14 protein-coding genes and 1 riboswitch are annotated in these 18,968 nt (G+C 67.3%); of the genes, 12 read left to right on the forward strand and 2 right to left on the reverse strand.

Features of this window, described 5'->3' with window-relative positions; translation table 11 throughout:
* Positions 1-20 precede the first annotated feature (20 nt).
* The gene (ugpQ, locus tag WS49_RS28995) at positions 21-785 is read left to right on the forward strand and encodes a glycerophosphodiester phosphodiesterase (protein WP_059535608.1); all 765 of its coding nucleotides are present in this window, start codon (positions 21-23) and stop codon (positions 783-785) included.
* A gap of 164 nt (positions 786-949) precedes the next feature.
* Here the strand turns inward: ugpQ and WS49_RS29000 are convergent, their stop codons facing one another.
* Positions 950-1,681: an OmpW/AlkL family protein gene (locus tag WS49_RS29000; RefSeq protein WP_059535610.1), complete on the reverse strand. Its 732-nt coding sequence runs from the start codon at positions 1,679-1,681 to the stop codon at positions 950-952.
* A 193-nt stretch (positions 1,682-1,874) separates the two neighbouring features.
* On the opposite strand from WS49_RS29000, the gene WS49_RS29005 reads away from it, so the two are divergent.
* The 5 genes from WS49_RS29005 to thpR all read left to right on the forward strand — a co-directional run bounded on the left by WS49_RS29005 (position 1,875) and on the right by thpR (position 11,475).
* Positions 1,875-2,588 carry a transposase gene (locus WS49_RS29005; protein WP_059467849.1) on the forward strand — a complete coding sequence of 238 codons (714 nt, stop codon included), beginning with the start codon at positions 1,875-1,877 and terminating at the stop codon, positions 2,586-2,588.
* A 288-nt stretch (positions 2,589-2,876) separates the two neighbouring features.
* The gene (locus tag WS49_RS29010) at positions 2,877-7,580 is read left to right on the forward strand and encodes a glutamate synthase-related protein (protein ID WP_059535612.1); all 4,704 of its coding nucleotides are present in this window, start codon (positions 2,877-2,879) and stop codon (positions 7,578-7,580) included.
* 85 nt (positions 7,581-7,665) lie between these two features.
* On the forward strand, positions 7,666-9,132 hold the full coding sequence (locus tag WS49_RS29015; protein WP_059535614.1) for a glutamate synthase subunit beta: 1,467 nt from the start codon (positions 7,666-7,668) through the stop codon (positions 9,130-9,132).
* Positions 9,133-9,439: 307 nt separating this feature from the next.
* Positions 9,440-10,930, forward strand: a complete 1,491-nt coding sequence (locus WS49_RS29020; protein WP_059535616.1) for an alanine/glycine:cation symporter family protein — start codon at positions 9,440-9,442, stop codon at positions 10,928-10,930.
* Positions 10,927-11,475, forward strand: a complete 549-nt coding sequence (gene thpR, locus WS49_RS29025) for an RNA 2',3'-cyclic phosphodiesterase (RefSeq protein WP_059535618.1) — start codon at positions 10,927-10,929, stop codon at positions 11,473-11,475. Before WS49_RS29020 ends, thpR begins: the two co-directional genes overlap by 4 nt.
* Before the next feature lie 67 nt (positions 11,476-11,542).
* Here the strand turns inward: thpR and WS49_RS29030 are convergent, their stop codons facing one another.
* Complete coding sequence (locus WS49_RS29030) at positions 11,543-13,312, reverse strand: ABC transporter ATP-binding protein/permease (RefSeq protein ID WP_059535620.1); 1,770 nt, start codon at positions 13,310-13,312, stop codon at positions 11,543-11,545.
* 269 nt (positions 13,313-13,581) lie between these two features.
* Positions 13,582-13,705: riboswitch (TPP riboswitch) on the forward strand.
* Between the two features lie 234 nt (positions 13,706-13,939).
* Here WS49_RS29030 and WS49_RS29035 point away from each other — a divergent pair.
* From WS49_RS29035 to mlaE, 6 genes are all read left to right on the forward strand, one after another.
* Entirely contained in the window at positions 13,940-15,076 is a 1,137-nt protein-coding gene (locus tag WS49_RS29035; RefSeq protein ID WP_059535621.1) for an FAD-dependent oxidoreductase, read from the forward strand.
* A 32-nt stretch (positions 15,077-15,108) separates the two neighbouring features.
* Positions 15,109-15,306: a sulfur carrier protein ThiS gene (gene thiS / locus WS49_RS29040; protein ID WP_014898319.1), complete on the forward strand. Its 198-nt coding sequence runs from the start codon at positions 15,109-15,111 to the stop codon at positions 15,304-15,306.
* A 39-nt stretch (positions 15,307-15,345) separates the two neighbouring features.
* Positions 15,346-16,161: a thiazole synthase gene (locus tag WS49_RS29045; protein WP_039322226.1), complete on the forward strand. Its 816-nt coding sequence runs from the start codon at positions 15,346-15,348 to the stop codon at positions 16,159-16,161.
* Entirely contained in the window at positions 16,158-17,282 is a 1,125-nt protein-coding gene (gene thiE / locus WS49_RS32860; protein ID WP_063888620.1) for a thiamine phosphate synthase, read from the forward strand. Before WS49_RS29045 ends, thiE begins: the two co-directional genes overlap by 4 nt.
* 84 nt (positions 17,283-17,366) lie before the next feature.
* Positions 17,367-18,188 carry an ABC transporter ATP-binding protein gene (locus WS49_RS29055; RefSeq protein ID WP_059535623.1) on the forward strand — a complete coding sequence of 274 codons (822 nt, stop codon included), beginning with the start codon at positions 17,367-17,369 and terminating at the stop codon, positions 18,186-18,188.
* Entirely contained in the window at positions 18,185-18,952 is a 768-nt protein-coding gene (gene mlaE / locus WS49_RS29060; RefSeq protein ID WP_059535625.1) for a lipid asymmetry maintenance ABC transporter permease subunit MlaE, read from the forward strand. Before WS49_RS29055 ends, mlaE begins: the two co-directional genes overlap by 4 nt.
* The last annotated feature ends 16 nt before the right edge of the window (positions 18,953-18,968 follow it).

Raw genomic sequence — 18,968 nt, forward strand, 5'->3', positions numbered from 1 at the left:
CATCCGCTGAGAGGCGCACGATGACTTTCCGTTCCGACTGGCCTTATCCGCGCGTCGTCGCCCATCGCGGCGGCGGCACGCTCGCGCCGGAGAACACGCTTGCCGCGTTCGACGAAGGCGCGCGGCGCGGTCACCGGATGGTCGAGTTCGACGCGAAGCTGTCCGCCGACGACGTGAGCTTCCTGCTGCACGACGACACGGTCGACCGCACGTCGAACGGCAGCGGGCCGGCAGCGGGCATGCGCTACACGGCGCTGGCCGCGCTCGACGCCGGCGCCTGGTTCGACGCGCGTTTCGCGGGCGAGCGGATGCCGACGCTCGAGGCGGCGGCGGCGCGCTGCATCGCGCACGGGCTGGCGGCGAACGTCGAGATCAAGCCGTGCCCGGGCCGCGAGCGCGACACGGGGCAGCGGGTGGCGGCCGATGCGGCCGCGTACTGGCACGGCGCCGCCGTGCCGCCGCTGCTGTCGTCGTTCTCGTTCGACGCGCTGCAACAGGCGCGCGCAAGCGCACCGGCGCTGCCGCGCGGGATGCTGTACGAGGCGGTGCCGGACGACTGGCACGCGCAGGTCGTCGGCGCGCTCGGCTGCGTATCGTTGCATGCGAGCCACAAGGCGCTCGACGAACCGCTCGTGCGCGCGATCAAGGCGGCCGGGCTGCGCATCCTGGTCTACACGGTCAACGACCTCGCCCGGGCGCGCGAACTCGTGCGCTGGGGCGTCGATGCGGTCTGCACGGACCGCATCGACCTGATCGGCCCCGATGCACTGGACGACATCACGTAGCGAGCGGTCCCGCGCGATGGTGGATGCGGGAAAACCCTGAGGCAAAAAAACGACGCCCCGGCGGGATTTCCGCCGGGGCGTTTTGCGTCGAGGAGACGTTACGTCACGAAAAATCCGCTACAAATTGCAGCAGGATTAACCATTCCCCAAATATTCGACTACGCTTAGAAGCGGTAGCCGACGTTCAGGTACGTGACGATCGGGTTGAGCGAGATCTTCGCTTTCGAGGTTTCGGTCAGGGTGCCGACCGGCGTCCGGCGGGCGGTCGTGAAGGTCGCGGTCACGCTGACCGGGATGTACGAGATCGACAGGCCCCCGAACCAGTGCTTCGTGAAGTTGTACGTGAAGCCGGCGTTGAGCACGGGCGCCCACTGGTTGCTGGTCGTGGCGCTGGTCGGGCCGCCGAGCACGCCGTTCTCGAAGCTGCTGTTCGTGATCTTTGCGCCGGTGAACCAGACATACGTCGCGCCGACGCCGAGATACGGACGGAACTTCGCGTTGGCGTCGTTGAAGTGATAGCGAAGCAGGACGGCGGGGCTCCACTGGTACGCACGGCCGAGTATGCCGAACTTTTCGAACTGACCCTTGCCGGTAATGTCGAACTTCGGCGGTATCCCCATGACGAGCTCGGTGGAGATGTGGTCGGTGACGAAGTAGCCAGCGGCGAGCCCAAGCGTATCGGCGTCGTTGATGCCGGCGCCGGTGTTGGGAATCGATTGGTTGATGGGCGTGCCGCCGACGCGGTACAGGAACAGCGGATCGCTGCTGTCCTGCGGCGACAGGTGGAACCAGCCGGTGCTGACGTAGAAATCACCTGCGGATTGTGCTTGTGCCGCGCCGCTCGCAAACGTGAATGCGAGCGCTGCAGCCCCCGTAATGGCCAGTTTTCGTTTCATTGTGTCTCCTCCGATCTAAGGCGTGCTCATTATGACGACTGCGTTTAAAACCAAACAAGCTCGTAAGTTAGAGTTTTCACCCTAGGATTAGTACGACCGTACGCTTCCGCGCCCCGCCGGGATTGGCATTCTACGCAGGTGCGCAATTTCGGACCTTCGGGTATTTCCTAACGCGTTCAAACGGACATTCAGCATGGCACGGTTAGCACGACTCTACGTTCCCGACCAGCCGCAGCACGTGATACTGCGCGGCCTGGATCAGCAACCCGCGTTCGTCGACGACCAGGACTACGAACTCTTCATCGATTGTCTGAAGGCCGCGGCACGCGATCATCACCTTTCGGTGCATGCCTACGTGCTGCTTCCGCGTCAGGTGCAGCTCCTCGTGACGCCGAGCGACGAGGCAAGCCTGCCGAAGGCGATGCAGGCGGTCGGTCGCCGCTACGTCGCGCATTTCAACCGACGTTATTCGCGTCGCGGCACCTTGTGGGAAGGCCGCTATCGCGCGACCGTGATCGAAGGCGAGCGCTATTTCCTGCTCGCGAGCCGCGTGGTCGAGATGAGCCCGGTGCGCTCGCAGCTGGTCGCGACGGCCGACGCCTATCGCTGGTCGAGCTATCGGCACCACGTCGGGCTCACCGTCGACAGCCTGATCACCGACCATCCGCTCTACTGGGCACTCGGCAACACGCCATTCGATCGTCAGCGTGCGTACAAGGAGCTCTGCGAGCAGCCGCTCGACGAGCGGCAGGCCGACCAGCTCCAGCAAGCGACGCTGAAGGGCTGGGTGCTCGGCGGCGAGAACTACCGCGAGTGGGCGGCGCGCACCGCGAACCGCCGCGTGTCGCCGCTGCCGCGCGGACGCCCCAGAAAGGTGCGTGAAAATACCCCGCCGATCCAGCAGTAACGCGGGAAAGGCGGATCACGAGGCGGCGCCGCGGGCGCCGCTTCTTTTTGCACCAAAACGATACAGCCCCAATAAAACAGCACCAGATCAGAGCATTCGTTTAATTGGGGTTCTATCAAGTGGTTTTTGTTGCTATTCCTTTGATTCGTCGCGTATATTCCGAATTCCGGTGGCCCGGGTGAAGCTCGCCCAACCACTGTCGGCCGTGCCGTCTCCCGTCGGGAGCGGGATCGACGGCAACAAAAAATGGTTCAACGGCCCTCGCGGCCCCTTTACGACGGTGTCCCCATGAACGACCACCAGCAGCCGCTCGCCGCGGTGCCCGCCGCACAAGGTCTGTACGACCCGCAAAACGAACACGACGCCTGCGGCGTCGGCTTCGTCGCTCACATCAAGGGCAAGAAGAGCCACGAGATCATTCAGCAGGGTCTGAAGATCCTGGAGAACCTCGATCACCGCGGCGCGGTCGGTGCCGATCCGCTGATGGGCGACGGCGCCGGCATCCTGATCCAGATTCCGGACGCGTTCTATCGCGAGGAAATGTCGAAGCAGGGCGTGACGCTGCCGCCGGCCGGCGAATACGGGGTCGGGATGATCTTCCTGCCGAAGGAAAACGCGTCGCGTCTCGCGTGCGAGCAGGAGCTCGAGCGGACGGTGCGGGCAGAAGGTCAGGTCGTGCTCGGCTGGCGCGACGTGCCGGTCGACCATGCGATGCCGATCTCGCCGACCGTGAAGGCGAGCGAGCCGCTGATCCGCCAGATCTTCATCGGGCGCGGCAAGGACATCATGGTGACGGACGCGCTCGAGCGGAAGCTGTACGTGATCCGCAAGACGGCGAGCCACCGCATCCAGGCGCTGAAGCTCAAGCACGGCAAGGAATACTTCGTGCCGTCGATGTCGGCGCGCACGATCGTCTACAAGGGGCTGCTGCTGGCGGGCCAAGTCGGCGTGTACTACCGCGACCTGCAGGACGGGCGCGTCGTGTCGGCGCTCGCGCTCGTGCACCAGCGCTTCTCGACCAACACGTTCCCGGCATGGGAGCTGGCTCACCCGTACCGGATGATCGCGCACAACGGCGAGATCAACACCGTGAAGGGCAACGTGAACTGGCTGAACGCGCGTACCGGCGCGATCGCGTCGCACGTGCTCGCGGACGACCTGCCGAAGCTGTGGCCGCTGATCTACCCGGGCCAGTCGGACACCGCGTCGTTCGACAACTGTCTCGAACTGCTGGTGATGGCCGGCTACCCGCTCGTGCACGCGGTGATGATGATGATCCCGGAAGCCTGGGAACAGCACACGCTGATGGATGAGAACCGCCGCGCGTTCTACGAATACCACGCCGCGATGATGGAGCCGTGGGACGGCCCCGCCGCGATCGCGTTCACGGACGGCCGCCAGATCGGCGCGACGCTCGACCGCAACGGCCTGCGCCCGGCGCGCTACATCGTGACCGACGACGACCTCGTGATCATGGCGTCGGAAGCCGGCACGCTGCCGATCCCCGAATCGAAGATCGTCAAGAAGTGGCGTCTGCAGCCGGGCAAGATGTTCCTGATCGACATGGAACACGGCCGCATCATCGACGACAAGGAACTCAAGGACAACCTCGCGAACGCGAAGCCGTACAAGAGCTGGATCGACGCCGTGCGCATCAAGCTCGACGAGATCGAGCCGAAGGCCGAGGACGTCGCGGCCGGCCGCACGCAGGGCGCGGCGCTGCTCGATCGCCAGCAGGCGTTCGGCTACACGCAGGAAGACCTGAAGTTCCTGATGGCGCCGATGGCGCAGCAGGGCGAGGAAGCCGTCGGCTCGATGGGCAACGACTCGCCGCTCGCGGTGATGTCGAACAAGAACAAGACGCTCTATCACTACTTCAAGCAGCTGTTCGCGCAGGTCACGAACCCGCCGATCGACCCGATCCGCGAGAACATGGTCATGTCGCTCGTGTCGTTCATCGGCCCGAAGCCGAACCTGCTCGACACGAACAACATCAACCCGCCGATGCGTCTCGAAGTGTCGCAGCCGGTGCTCGACTTCAAGGACATCGCGAAGATCCGCGCGATCGACCAGTACACGGGCGGCAAGTTCAGCGCATACGAACTGAACATCTGCTATCCGGTCGCATGGGGCAAGGAAGGCATCGAGGCACGCCTCGCGTCGCTGTGCGCGGAAGCCGTCGACGCGGTCAAGTCGGGCTACAACATGCTGATCGTGTCGGACCGCAAGACGGACGCCGAGCACGTCGCGATTCCGGCGCTGCTCGCCACGTCGGCGATCCACACGCACCTCGTCCAGCAAGGGCTGCGCACGAGCACGGGCCTCGTCGTCGAGACGGGCTCGGCGCGTGAGACGCACCACTTCGCGCTGCTCGCGGGCTATGGCGCGGAAGCCGTGCACCCGTACCTCGCGATGGAAACGCTCGCGAAGATGGCGGAAGGCCTGCCGGGCGACCTGTCGCCGGAGAAGGCCGTCTACAACTTCACGAAGGCGGTCGGCAAGGGCCTGCAGAAGGTGATGTCGAAGATGGGCATCTCGACGTACATGTCGTACACGGGCGCGCAGATCTTCGAAGCGCTCGGCCTGTCGAGCGACCTCGTCGAGAAGTACTTCAAGGGCACGGCATCGAAGGTCGGCGGCATCGGCCTGTTCGAAGTCGCGGAAGAGGCGATCCGCCTGCACCGCGATGCGTTCGGCGACAACCCGGTCCTGCGCGACATGCTCGACGCGGGCGGCGAGTACGCGTACCGCGTGCGCGGCGAAGATCACATGTGGACGCCGGACTCGATCGCGAAGCTCCAGCACGCGACGCGCAGCAACTCGTACCAGACGTACAAGGAATACGCGCACCTGATCAACGACCAGACCAAGCGTCACATGACGTTCCGCGGCCTGTTCGAGTTCAAGGTCGAGCCGACCAAGGCGATCCCGATCGACGACGTCGAGCCGGCGAAGGACATCGTCAAGCGCTTTGCGACGGGCGCGATGTCGCTCGGTTCGATCAGCACCGAAGCGCACGCGACGCTCGCGATCGCGATGAACCGGATCGGCGGCAAGTCGAACACCGGCGAAGGCGGCGAGGACGAGAAGCGCTACCGCAACGAACTGCGCGGCATTCCGATCAAGTCGGGCGAGACGCTGAAGTCGGTGATCGGCGACGAGATCGTCAGCGACATTCCGCTGAAGGACGGCGATTCGCTGCGCTCGAAGATCAAGCAGGTCGCGTCGGGCCGCTTCGGCGTCACCGCCGAATACCTGGCATCGGCCGACCAGATCCAGATCAAGATGGCGCAGGGCGCGAAGCCGGGCGAAGGCGGCCAGCTGCCGGGCCACAAGGTGTCGGAATACATCGGCAAGCTGCGTTACTCGGTGCCGGGCGTCGGCCTGATCTCGCCGCCGCCGCACCACGACATCTACTCGATCGAGGATCTGGCGCAGCTGATCCACGACCTGAAGAACGTGAACCCGAGCTCGAGCATCTCGGTGAAGCTGGTGTCGGAAGTCGGCGTCGGCACGGTCGCGGCGGGTGTCGCGAAGGCGAAGGCCGACCACGTCGTGATCGCCGGCCATGACGGCGGCACGGGCGCATCGCCGCTGTCGTCGGTCAAGCATGCGGGCACGCCGTGGGAACTCGGCCTCGCCGAAACGCAGCAGACGCTGGTGCTGAACCGCCTGCGCGGCCGCATCCGCGTGCAGGCCGACGGCCAGATGAAGACGGGCCGCGACGTCGTGATCGGCGCGCTGCTCGGCGCGGACGAATTCGGCTTCGCGACGGCGCCGCTCGTCGTCGAGGGCTGCATCATGATGCGCAAGTGCCACCTGAACACGTGCCCGGTCGGCGTCGCGACGCAGGATCCGGTGCTGCGTGCGAAGTTCAAGGGCCAGCCCGAGCACGTCGTGAACTACTTCTTCTTCGTCGCCGAGGAAGTGCGCGAGATCATGGCGCAGCTCGGCATCGCGAAGTTCGACGACCTGATCGGCCGCGCCGACCTGCTCGACACCCGCAAGGGCATCGAGCACTGGAAGGCGAAGGGCCTCGACTTCTCGCGCGTGTTCTACCAGCCGGAAGAGTGCGAGGACGTTGCACGGCGTCATGTCGACGTGCAGGATCACGGCCTCGAGCGCGCGCTCGACCACGTGCTGATCGAGAAGGCGAAGGCCGCGATCGAGAACGGCGAGCACGTGTCGTTCATCCAGCCGGTGCGCAACGTGAACCGCACGGTCGGCGCGATGCTGTCGGGCGTGATCGCGAAGAAGCACGGCCACGACGGCCTGGCCGACGACGCGGTGCACATCCAGCTGAAGGGCACGGCCGGCCAGAGTTTCGGCGCGTTCCTCGCGAAGGGCGTGACGCTCGACCTCGTCGGCGACGGCAACGACTATGTCGGCAAGGGCCTGTCGGGCGGCCGGATCATCATCCGTCCGACCAACGACTTCCGCGGCAAGTCCGAGGAAAACATCATCTGCGGCAACACGGTGATGTACGGCGCGATCGAAGGCGAATCGTTCTTCCGCGGCGTCGCGGGCGAGCGCTTCTGCGTGCGTAACTCGGGCGCGACGGCGGTCGTCGAAGGCACGGGCGACCACGGTTGCGAATACATGACGGGCGGCACGGTCGTCGTGCTCGGCGAAACCGGGCGCAACTTCGCGGCCGGCATGTCGGGCGGTCTCGCGTACATCTACGATCCGGAAGGCACGTTCGCGGCGAAGTGCAACAAGTCGATGGTCGCGCTCGAACCGGTGCTGCAGCAGGCCGAGCAGGAGCGCACGGTCGACCGCGCGCTCTGGCACGAGGGCACGACGGACGAAGCGTTGCTCAAGGGGCTCGTCGAGCGTCATTTCCAGTTCACGGGTTCGCCGCGCGCGAAGTCGCTGCTGGAAAACTGGGACGCGGCGCGCCGCCAGTTCGTGAAGGTGTTCCCGCACGAATACAAGCGCGCGCTGGGCGAGATCGGTGCGAAGAAGGCGGCGAAGGAAGTGCTGGCCGCCTGAGCGACGAACGACATAGCGAATGCCGCGCGCGCATGATTGCCGCGCGCGGCTCCCCCACCCGATACACCGAACAGAAGAGCACCTTATGGGCAAGGCAACCGGTTTTCTGGAGTTCGAACGCCGCCACGAGGCGTACGAAGCACCGCTCACGCGCGTGAAGCACTACAAGGAATTCGTCGCGGCACTGACCGACGCGGACGCGAAGGTCCAGGGCGCGCGCTGCATGGACTGCGGCATCCCGTTCTGCAACAACGGCTGCCCGGTCAACAACATCATCCCGGACTTCAACGATCTCGTTTACCGCCAGGACTGGCAGCAGGCGATCGAAGTCCTGCATTCGACCAACAACTTCCCCGAGTTCACGGGCCGCATCTGCCCGGCGCCGTGCGAGGCAGCCTGCACGCTCGGGATCAACGACGATCCGGTCGGCATCAAGTCGATCGAGCACGCGATCATCGACAAGGCCTGGGCGGAAGGCTGGGTGAAGCCGCTGCCGGCCGAGCACAAGACGGGCAAGAAAGTCGCGGTCGTCGGTTCCGGCCCCGCGGGTCTCGCGGCCGCGCAGCAGCTCGCGCGCGCCGGTCACGACGTGACGGTGTTCGAGAAGAACGACCGCATCGGCGGCCTGCTGCGTTACGGGATCCCCGACTTCAAGCTCGAGAAGTGGCTGATCGATCGCCGCATGCGCCAGATGGAAGCGGAAGGCGTGACGTTCCGCACCAGCGTGTTCATCGGCAAGGACGCGCTGCCGGACTCGATCGGCAACATGGCGAAGGAAACCATTTCGCCGGAGACGCTGAAGGAAGAATTCGACGCGGTCGTGATCGCGGGCGGTTCGGAAACGCCGCGCGATTTGCCGGTGCCGGGCCGCGAGCTCGCCGGCGTGCATTTCGCGATGGACTTCCTGCCGCAGCAGAACCGCGTGAACGCGGGCGACAAGCTCGTCGACCAGCTGCTCGCGAAGGGCAAGCACGTGATCGTGATCGGCGGCGGCGATACGGGTTCGGACTGCGTCGGCACGTCGAACCGTCACGGCGCGAAGCAGGTCACGCAGTTCGAACTGCTGCCGCAGCCGCCAGAAGAGGAAAACAAGCCGCTCGTGTGGCCGTACTGGCCGATCAAGCTGCGCACGTCGTCGTCGCACGAGGAAGGCTGCGAGCGTGACTGGGCGGTCGCGACGAAGCGTCTCGAAGGCAAGAACGGCAAGGTCGAGAAGCTGATCGCGGTGCGCGTCGAGTGGAAGGACGGCAAGATGCAGGAAGTGCCGGGCTCCGAGTTCGAGATGAAGGCCGACCTGGTGCTGCTCGCGATGGGCTTCACGCAGCCGGCAGCCACCGTGCTCGAGGCGTTCGGCGTCGCGAAGGACGCACGCGGCAACGCGCGTGCGGCGACCGAAGGCGATCGCTCGTACTACACGTCGGTCGACAAGGTGTTCGCGGCAGGCGACATGCGTCGCGGTCAGTCGCTCGTCGTCTGGGCGATCCGCGAAGGCCGCCAGTGCGCGCGCTCGGTCGATGCATACCTGATGGGGCATTCGGAACTGCCGCGCTGAGCTGAAGCGCGCGAGCGGGTTTCGAGGAAAACCGGGCGTCCGAAAGGGCGCCCGGTTTTTTTATGGTGCGGCGTTCTGCCGATATTCAATCGTCCGCAGGCACGCAGCCGTCGTCCGCTGTCGCCTCGCCACGCGCCCCGCATCTTTCCGAAGCGTCGCCTAACCTGATCACATCAGGCATCGATGTTCAGCGATCCGTAAACCTTTCGTTTTGTAATAATCCTTGGAAATTGTCATATCATGTCGCCCGACCGGCCGCGTTCGAGCGGCCGCCGCATTTGACTGACCCCATTTACAAGGACTCTGAATGGAAGCATTCGTGCATGGGCTGATCGACGCCGTCAACGGCGTGCTGTGGAATTACGTGCTGATCGCGCTGCTGCTCGGCGCCGGCGCGTGGTTCACGTTGCGGTTCCGGATGATCCAGCTGAAGGCGCTGCTCCTCAGCATCAAGCTGGTCGGCAGCAAGGGCGAGCCGGGCAGCATCTCGTCGTTCCAGGCGTTCGCGACCGGGCTCGCGAGCCGCGTGGGCACCGGCAACATCGCCGGCGTCGCGGTCGCGCTGACGGTCGGCGGGCCGGGCGCGATCTTCTGGATGTGGATGACGGCGCTCGTCGGGATGTCGTCGGCGTTCGTCGAAGCGACGCTCGCGCAGATCTTCAAGGTGTCGCATCCGGACGGCAGCTATCGCGGCGGCCCCGCGTACTACATCCAGACGGGCCTGCGCTCGCGCGGCTTCGGCGTGCTGTTCTCGCTGTCGCTGATCCTCGCGTTCGGCTTCGTGTTCAACGCGGTGCAGGCCAACGCGATCGCCGATGCGTTCCATACGTCGTTCGGCTGGAGCCGCAAGACGGTCGGCCTCGGCCTCGTGCTGCTCACCGCGCCGCTCATCTTCGGCGGGATTCGCCGCATCGCGTCGGTCGCGCAGGTGATCGTGCCGGTGATGGCGATCGGCTACCTCGCGCTGGCCGTCTACGCGGTCGCGACGCACGTCGCGCTGGTGCCGGAAGTGCTCGCGCTGATCGTGAAGAGCGCGTTCGGGCTCGAGCAGGCGGCGGGCGGCCTGACCGGCTATGCGGTCAGCCAGGCGGTCGCGATGGGCGTGAAGCGCGGGTTGTTCTCGAACGAGGCCGGCATGGGCAGCGCGCCGAACGCGGCGGCGACCGCGAGCGTGCGGCATCCGGTCGTGCAGGGGCTGATCCAGATGCTCGGCGTGTTCGTCGACACGATCGTGATCTGCAGCGCGACCGCGTTCGTGATCCTGCTGTCGGGCCAGTACGAACTCGGCGCCGGCATGGAGGGCGCGGCGCTCACGCAGCGCGCGATCGCGAGCCACGTCGGCGACTGGGGCGGCATTTACATGGCCGTTGCGATCTTCTTCTTCGCGTACTCGTCGGTGATCGGCAATTACGCCTACGCGGAAGGCAACGTCGACTTCATCACGAAGCGGCGCGGCGTGCTGCCGCTGTTCCGCATCGCGGTGCTCGGCATGGTGATGTTCGGCAGCGTCGGGCAACTGCCGCTCGTATGGGCGATGGCCGATACGAGCATGGGGCTGATGGCGATCATCAACCTGGTCGCGATCCTCGCGCTCGGCAAGTATGCGCATGCCGCGTGGCGCGACTATCGCCGCCAGCGCGCGGAGGGTATTGCCGATCCGGTGTTCACGCGCAACACGATTCCCGAGCTCGCGCGCGTGCTGCCGGCCGACGTGTGGGGCGAGCATGGCCCGCTGCCGCAGCGTCCGGTGTCGGCCGATGCGGTGGCCGAGGCGCGCGTGGCGGTGCGCGAGTCATGAACGGCGACCGGCTCCGTGCGTTCGTCGCGCTGATGCCCGATGCGGCATCGCGCGACGCGCTGCACGCGCTGCCGGTCACCCGAGGCGCGCGGCGCACGCTGCCCGCGCAACTGCACGTGACGCTCGCGTTCATCGGCGCGATCGAACGCGCGCGTTGCGACGCGCTGGCCGCACGCCTGCCGGCGCTCGCGGCTGCGCATGCACTGCCGATGCAGCCGGTCGAGCGGATTGCGTGGTGGCCGAGCCTGCCGCGCGCGAGACTGATCGTCGCGGAACTCGCGCCCGATCCCGCCTGTGCGGCGCTGAATGCCGACTTGTCCGCGCTGCTGCTCGAACTGGGCGTGCCGGCCGACCGCCGGCCGTTCAGGCCGCACGTCACGCTCGCGCGGCTGCCGCGCGACGCGGACGGGCAGCCCGCGCACGGCGGTGCGACCGGGCGGCCGGTCGCGCTGCGTTTCGTCGCGCTGACGTTATTTGAAAGCCGGCTGTCGCACGACGGCGTGTCGCATGTGCCGATCGTGTCGGTGCCCGTCGGGCGGGCGTAGCGGGAAGGCGGGCGGGACGAGGAAGCGAACAAGGCCGGCGCGGTATGCGCCGGCCTTTTTGTTTCGGTTACGCGGCGACCTTGTCGCTGTCGTTCACGCGTTCGACGTTGATCGTGCCGACGTGGAACGCGGCCAGCGATTCGCGATGCGCGATGCTGACAATCGCGGCTTTCGGCAGCCGTTCGGCGAGCAGGTGATAGAGCCGCGCTTCGTTGTCGGCGTCGAGCGCGCTCGTCGCTTCGTCGAGGAACAGGAAGTCGGGCTTATGCAGCAGCACGCGCGCGCCGGCCAGACGCTGCTGTTCGCCCGGCGACAGCACGCGCGTCCAGTGGCCGGTTTCGTCGAGGCGGCCGACGTAGTCTTCCAGGCGGCACGCGCGCAGCGCGTCGCGGCACGCGTCGTCGGTGAACGCGTCGGGCGCGGCCGGATAGGTGAGCGCGGCCTTCAGCGTGCCGATCGGCAAGTAGCTGGTTTGCGGCACGAACATCATCCGCGCGCCGACCGGCGCGTCGATCGCCCCGTCGCCGAACGGCCACAGGCCCGCGAGCGCGCGCATGAACGTGCTCTTGCCGGAACCCGACTTGCCGACCACGAGCCAGCGCGAGCCGGGCTCGATCGTCACGTTGCCGATGTTCGCGAGCGCGTTGCCGTTCGGCAGCGCGAGCTTCAGCGACGACGTCGACAGCTTCGCGGCATCGACGTAGTGCAGGTTGATGCCGCCGTGCTCGGTCGCGGGCGACAGGCTTTCCTTCAGGTGCGACGTGCCCATCACGCGCTTGAATTCACGCAGACGGTTGACGGTCGCGCGCCATTCGACGAGGGTCGAGTAACTGTTGATGAACCACGAGAACGAATCGCTGACGGTGCCGAACGCGGACGCAATCTGCATCAGCACGCCGAACGAGAACGCGCCCGCGAAATAGCGCGGCGCCGCGACGACGAGCGGAAAGATGATCGCGATCTGACTGTAGAAGGCCGTGACGAACGTGAGGCGCTTCGTGTACTTCATCACGCGCCACCAGTTGTCGCGAATGCGCGTGAACAGCGTCTGCGCGGTGCCGATCTCGGTTTTCTCGCCGTCGTAGAACGCGATCTGCTCGGCGTTCTCGCGCACGCGGATCAAGCCGAAGCGGAAGTCGGCCTCGACGCGCTGTTGCTGGTAGTTGATCGACACGAGCGGGTGGCCGACCTTCTGGATGATCAGCGAGCCGACCACCGCATACAGTGCGGCCGCCCAAACCATGTACCCGGGAATCGCGACAGGCGTCGCGCCGAGCGTGATCGTCAGCGCGCCCGCGAGCGACCACAGGATCGTGATGAACGACACGAGCGTGACGACCGTCGACAGCAGGTCGAGCGACAACGTGAGCGTGGCCGTCGCGAACGACTGGAGGTCGTCGGTGATCCGCTGGTCGGGGTTGTCGGCGAGGCGGTCGCGCTCGATCCGGTAGAACGCGCGATCGCCGAGCCATTGGCCGAGGAAGCGGTCGGTGAGCCACTGGCGCCAGCGGAACCCGAGCATCTGGCGCAGATAGCGGCCGTAGACGGCGAGGATGATGAATGCGAACGCGAATGCCGAGAACTGCATCAGCAGACCGGGGAAGTCTTGAACGTTCTTCGACTGCAGCGCGTTGTAGAACCCCACGTTCCACTTGTTCAGCTTGACGTTGATCCAGACCACGCAGAGATTGATCGCGATGATCGTGACCAGCAGCCCCCACGCGATTTTCCATTCGGACGACACCCAGTAGGGCTTGATGAGGCTCCACGCGGATACCGGGCGCTCGTCCTGCGGCGCGTCGGAGGCGGAGCGGACGGGATCGATCGATTGGGTCATGTGCTTCCTGATGAGTAGCCGGCGCGCGTGCCGGGCGGAGCCGGACGCGCGCCGCGATACGGTATGCCGGGACGGAGTGCCGACTGACGGCGGGCGTCCGGATGGTGGCCCGCGCGTCTTAAACGGCACTTAAGGCCGGCGGTGACGCGGCAACCGGCCGCTCGCGCGGCCGGCCTGCGGGCATTGTGCCAGAGCGGCGCGACGCGACGGCGAATTTGCCGCAAGGGGGACAGTTTGCGGCGCTTTCCGCTTTTATGGTCTAATGGCCGACGACGAAACAGGGGTGCTTCGAGCGCGGCCGACGGACAGTTCCGGGCGACGCGGCGAGGCTGAGAAAGACCCTTCGCACCCGATCCGGGTAATACCGGCGAGGGAAGTTTCTGATCCCGCCGGGCCGCGCTGGCTGCCATCCCACATGGTCAGCGCCCGAGTCCCGCCCGGCCGGCCTTTGCTGCCGGTTTCGTCCTTTTGGGTACGCGCGTTGCGCGTTACGGAAGGAATGATGACCGCTCAATCTTCAGTCTTTTGCGCTGTTCCCGATCCGCTGTCGCGTGCGTCCGCACGGGACGGTGCGCGCGCGTCGACGTTCGTCGCACGCGCCCGCGCGGTTCGCGAGGAGGGCGCGCGATGAACCTCCACGCTTCCCGGCCCGATTTCGCGGTACTTGGCGGCGGCCTCGTCGGCCGTCTGGTCGCGTGGCGGCTTGCGGGCGACGGGCATCGCGTCGCGCTGTACGAGCGCGGCGGCCCGGACGGCGAGCAGTCGGCCGCGTGGGTCGCGGCCGCGATGCTCGCGCCGCTCGCCGAGGCGGCGAGCGCCGAACTGCTGATCACCGAGCTCGGCGCGGCATCGCTCGCGCGCTGGCCGCAATGGCTCCCGGAACTGCCCGAACCAGTGTTCTTCCAGCAGCACGGCACGCTCGTCGTCTGGCATCACGCGGATCGCGCCGAGGCGCCGCTGTTCGAGCGGCGCGTGCGCGCGAACGCGCCGGCCGAGCTGTTCGACGGTGGCTTCGTCGCGCTGGCCGGCGCGCAGGTCGACGCGGCCGAGCCCGCGCTCGCGGGGCGCTTCGCGCGCGGCCTGATGCTGCCGCGCGAGGGGCAGCTCGACAACCGGCAGGCGCTGCGCGCACTCGCGGCGGGCCTCGCGCAACGCGGCGTCGAGCTGCACTGGCACGCGACGATCGACGACGCGAACCGGCCCGACGCGCATTTCACGATCGATTGCCGCGGGCTCGGCGCGAAATCCGCGCTGCCCGCGCTGCGCGGCATCCGCGGCGAAGTCGCGCGCGTGCACGCGCCGGGCATCGGGCTCACGCGGCCCGTGCGGCTGCTGCATCCGCGCTATCCGTTGTACATCGCGCCGAAACAGGACGACCTGTACGTGATCGGCGCGACCGAAGTGGAGGGCGAGGACATGTCGCCCGTCAGCGTGCGCTCGGCGCTCGAACTGCTGAGCGCGGCGTTTTCCGTGCACCCGGCGTTCGGCGAGGCGCGCATCCTCGAACTGAACGCGCAATGCCGCCCGACGTTGCCCGATCACCGCCCGGCGGTGATCTGGGACGGCGCGACGACGCTGGCCGTCAACGGCCTGTACCGGCACGGCTTCATGATCGCGCCGGAAGTCGCGCACGCGGCGGTCGCGTTGGCGCAAGCGGCGCTCGGCGGCGCATTCGCCGATGCCGACGCGTTCGCCGCGTGGCGCGACGCCGCGCGCTGGCCGACGCTCCTTCATCACCGCGACGACGCGCGCCAGCCGGCCTGACGCGCGCCGCCGACCGAATTCGATCAAGCCTCATGGATATCCAGATCAACCAACAGACGCTGACGCTGCCCGACGGCGCGACGGTGGCCGACGCGCTCGCCGCGTACGGCGCGCGTCCGCCGTACGCGGTCGCGCTGAACGGCAATTTCGTCGCGCGCACGCAGCATGCGGCGCGCGCGCTCGCGACGGGCGACAAGCTCGACGTGGTGCACCCCGTCGCGGGCGGCTGAGCGCCGCCGGTTCGCCCTCCGCTCTTCCAGGAAAACGACATGACGTCCCTCACTTCCGCCGACGCGCTGACGCTGTACGGCGAAACCTTCGCAAGCCGCGTGCTGCTCGGCACGTCGCGCTACCCGTCGCTGCAGTCGCTGTCCGATTCGATTGCCGCGTCGCGCCCCGGGATGGTGACGGTCGCACTGCGCCGCCAGATGACCGGCGGCACCGCCGAGGCCGGCTTCTTCGATCTGCTCAAGCGTCACGCGGTGCCGCTGTTGCCGAACACGGCCGGCTGCCAGACCGTCGCCGAAGCGGTGACGACCGCGCACATGGCGCGCGAGGTCTTCGATACCGACTGGATCAAGCTCGAGCTGATCGGCGACGACTACACGCTGCAGCCCGACCCGGTCGGGCTGATCGAGGCGGCCGCGCAACTGGTCAAGGACGGCTTCAAGGTGCTGCCGTATTGCACCGAGGATCTCGTGATCGGCCGGCGTCTGCTCGACGTCGGTTGCGAGGCGCTGATGCCGTGGGGCGCGCCGATCGGCACCGGCAAGGGCGTCGTGAATCCGTACGGGCTGCGCGTGCTGCGCGAGCGGCTGCCGGACGTGCCGCTGATCGTCGACGCCGGGCTCGGCGTGCCGTCGCACGCATGCCAGGTGATGGAGTGGGGCTTCGACGGCGTGCTGCTGAACACGGCCGTGTCGCAAGCCACGCATCCGGAAATCATGGCGCGTGCGTTCGCGCAAGGCGTCGAGGCCGGCCGGGCGGCCTATCTCGCCGGGCCGATGGATGCGCGCGAGACTGCGCACGCGAGCACGCCGGTCGTCGGGATGCCGTTCTGGCACCAGGACGGGGGCGGCGCATGAGCGTGCGCTTCGCCGATGCATTCTGGCCGCCGGCCGACGAGCTGGCCGAAGCGGCCGAGCGGATTCGCGCCCGCCTGGGCGACTGGCCGACCGGCACGACGCCGTGGCGGCTGTGCGTCGCGGCGCCCGACGTGCCGGCCGACGGCGACGTGCTGATCGTGTCGGCCGGCGATCGTGCCGCGCAGGCGCGCGCGTCGGCTGCGTCGCGCCCCGCGTCGCCGGACGCGGTTGCGATCGAGTTCGACGAACACGGCGCGGTGCTGCATGCCGCGGGCGTGCGCCACGCGCTGGAAGCCGCGCATCCGCTCGCCGACGACTGGATCGCGGCGCTCGCGGCGTTCCTCGATTGCGGCTTCGCGCCGATCGACGCGCTGGTGCTCGCGCTCGCGTGGCGCGACGGCGACGAAGCGCGCGGGGCCGATGCGTGGCCGGTCGATGCCGCGCGGTTCCCGCGCGTCGCCGGCCTGGCCCCGGCACCCGAGCCCGCATTCCCGCCGTGCCCCGCGCAACTTGGCCTTTATCCGGTCGTCCCCGACGCCGAATGGGTCGAACGCGTGCTCGAGTGCGGCGTGCGAACCGTGCAACTGCGCGTGAAAGGCGCGGATCCGGACGCGTTGCGCCGGGAAGTCGCACGGGCGGTCGCGGCGGGGCGCCGTTATCCCGATGCGCGCGTGTTCATCAACGATCACTGGCAGATCGCGATAGAAGAAGGCGCGTACGGCGTACATCTGGGTCAGGAGGACCTGGAAACGGCCGATCTGGCCGCGATCGCGCGTGCCGGCCTGCGGCTCGGGCTGTCGAGTCACGGTTATTACGAGATGTTGCGCGCGTTGCACGAGCGCCCGAGCTATCTGGCGCTCGGCCCCGTGTACGCGACCGCGACCAAGGCGGTCGCGGCGCCGCCGCAAGGCCTCGCGCGGATTGCCCGCTATGCGCGCTTCGCGGGCGCGCGGGCGCCGCTCGTCGCGATCGGCGGCGTGGGGCTCGACGCGTTGCCGGACGTGCTGGCGACGGGCGTCGGCAGCGTCGCGGTGGTCAGCGCGGTCACGGGCGCAGACGATTATCGGGCGGCGATTGTTGCGTTGCAGCAATGTTTTGCCCGACAATTTGACAATCATTGACCGCGGGGCTCGGAACGGCGTCACGACATCATTCCAATGCAGGCCCTATAATTCGGCGTTCTGCGTAAAAGGACTGTCAGCTCCGTGAGCCCCACTCCTACCGAGACACTGCTGGAACTTCGCGACGTCGACTTTGGCTACGGCGACCGCCTCGTCCTGTCGAACCTGAACATGCGCTTCGGGCGCGGCCAGGTCGTCGCCGTCATGGGCGGGTCGGGTTGCGGCAAGACGACCGTGTTGCGCCTGATCGGCGGCCTGGTACGCGCACGCCGCGGCCAGGTGCTGTTCGACGGCGCCGACGTCGGCGCGCAGACGCGCGACGGCCTGTACGCGCTGCGCCGCAAGATGGGCATGCTGTTCCAGTTCGGCGCGCTGTTCACCGACATGTCGGTGTTCGAGAACGTCGCGTTCGCGCTGCGAGAACACACCGACCTGCCCGAAGACCTGATCCGCGACCTGGTGCTGATGAAGCTCAACGCGGTCGGTCTGCGCGGCGCGCGCGACCTGATGCCGTCCGAGGTGTCGGGCGGGATGGCGCGCCGCATCGCGCTCGCGCGCGCGATCGCGCTCGACCCGCAGCTCATCATGTACGACGAACCGTTCGCGGGCCTCGATCCGATCTCGCTCGGCATCACGGCGAACCTGATCCGCACGCTGAACGAGGCGCTCGGCGCAACGTCGATCCTCGTCACGCACGACGTGCCGGAATCGTTCGCGATCGCCGACTACGTGTATTTTCTGGCCAATGGCGGCGTGCTCGCGCAGGGTACGCCCGACGAGCTGCGCGCGTCGACCGACCCGAGCGTGCGCCAGTTCATCGACGGCGCGCCGGACGGCCCGTTCAAATTTCATTACACGAGCCCGCCGCTGGCTGCGGATTTCGGGCTCGGCGGAGGGCGCGCATGATCAGCGCGATCGGACGTTACGTCATCGGCGGCCTCGAGCGCGCGGGCTACGGCACGCGGCTGTTCGTGCGCCTCGTGCTGGAATTCTTCCCGCTGCTGCGCCGGCCGCGGCTGGTCACGAAGCAGATCCACTTCCTCGGCAACTATTCGTTCGTGATCATTGCCGTGTCGGGCCTGTTCGTCGGCTTCGTGCTCGGCCTGCAGGGCTATTACACGCTGAATCGCTACGGGTCCGAGCAGGCGCTCGGCCTGCTGGTCGCGCTGTCGCTGGTGCGCGAGCTCGGCCCGGTCGTGACCGCGCTGCTGTTCGCGGGCCGCGCGGGCACGTCGCTCACGGCCGAGATCGGCCTGATGAAGGCCGGCGAGCAGCTCACCGCGCTCGAGATGATGGCCGTCGATCCGCTCAAGACGGTGATTGCGCCGCGCCTGTGGGCCGGCATCATCGCGATGCCGCTGCTCACCGCGATCTTCAACGCGGTCGGCGTGCTCGGCGGTTATTTCGTCGGGGTCGTGCTGATCGGCGTCGATCCGGGCGCGTTCTGGTCACAGATGCAGGGCGGGGTCGAGGTGTGGGCCGACGTCGGCAACGGCGTGATCAAGAGCATCGTGTTCGGGTTCGCCGTGACCTTCATTGCACTGTTTCAGGGGTATGAAGCGAAGCCCACGCCCGAGGGCGTGTCGCGCGCGACGACCAAGACGGTCGTGTTCGCGTCGCTCGCCGTACTCGGCCTCGATTTCCTGCTGACCGCGCTGATGTTCAGCTAAGCCTCAGCCAAGCCAA

This window comes from Burkholderia sp. RF7-non_BP4, from assembly GCF_001521935.1.
Lineage (GTDB): Bacteria > Pseudomonadota > Gammaproteobacteria > Burkholderiales > Burkholderiaceae > Burkholderia > Burkholderia diffusa.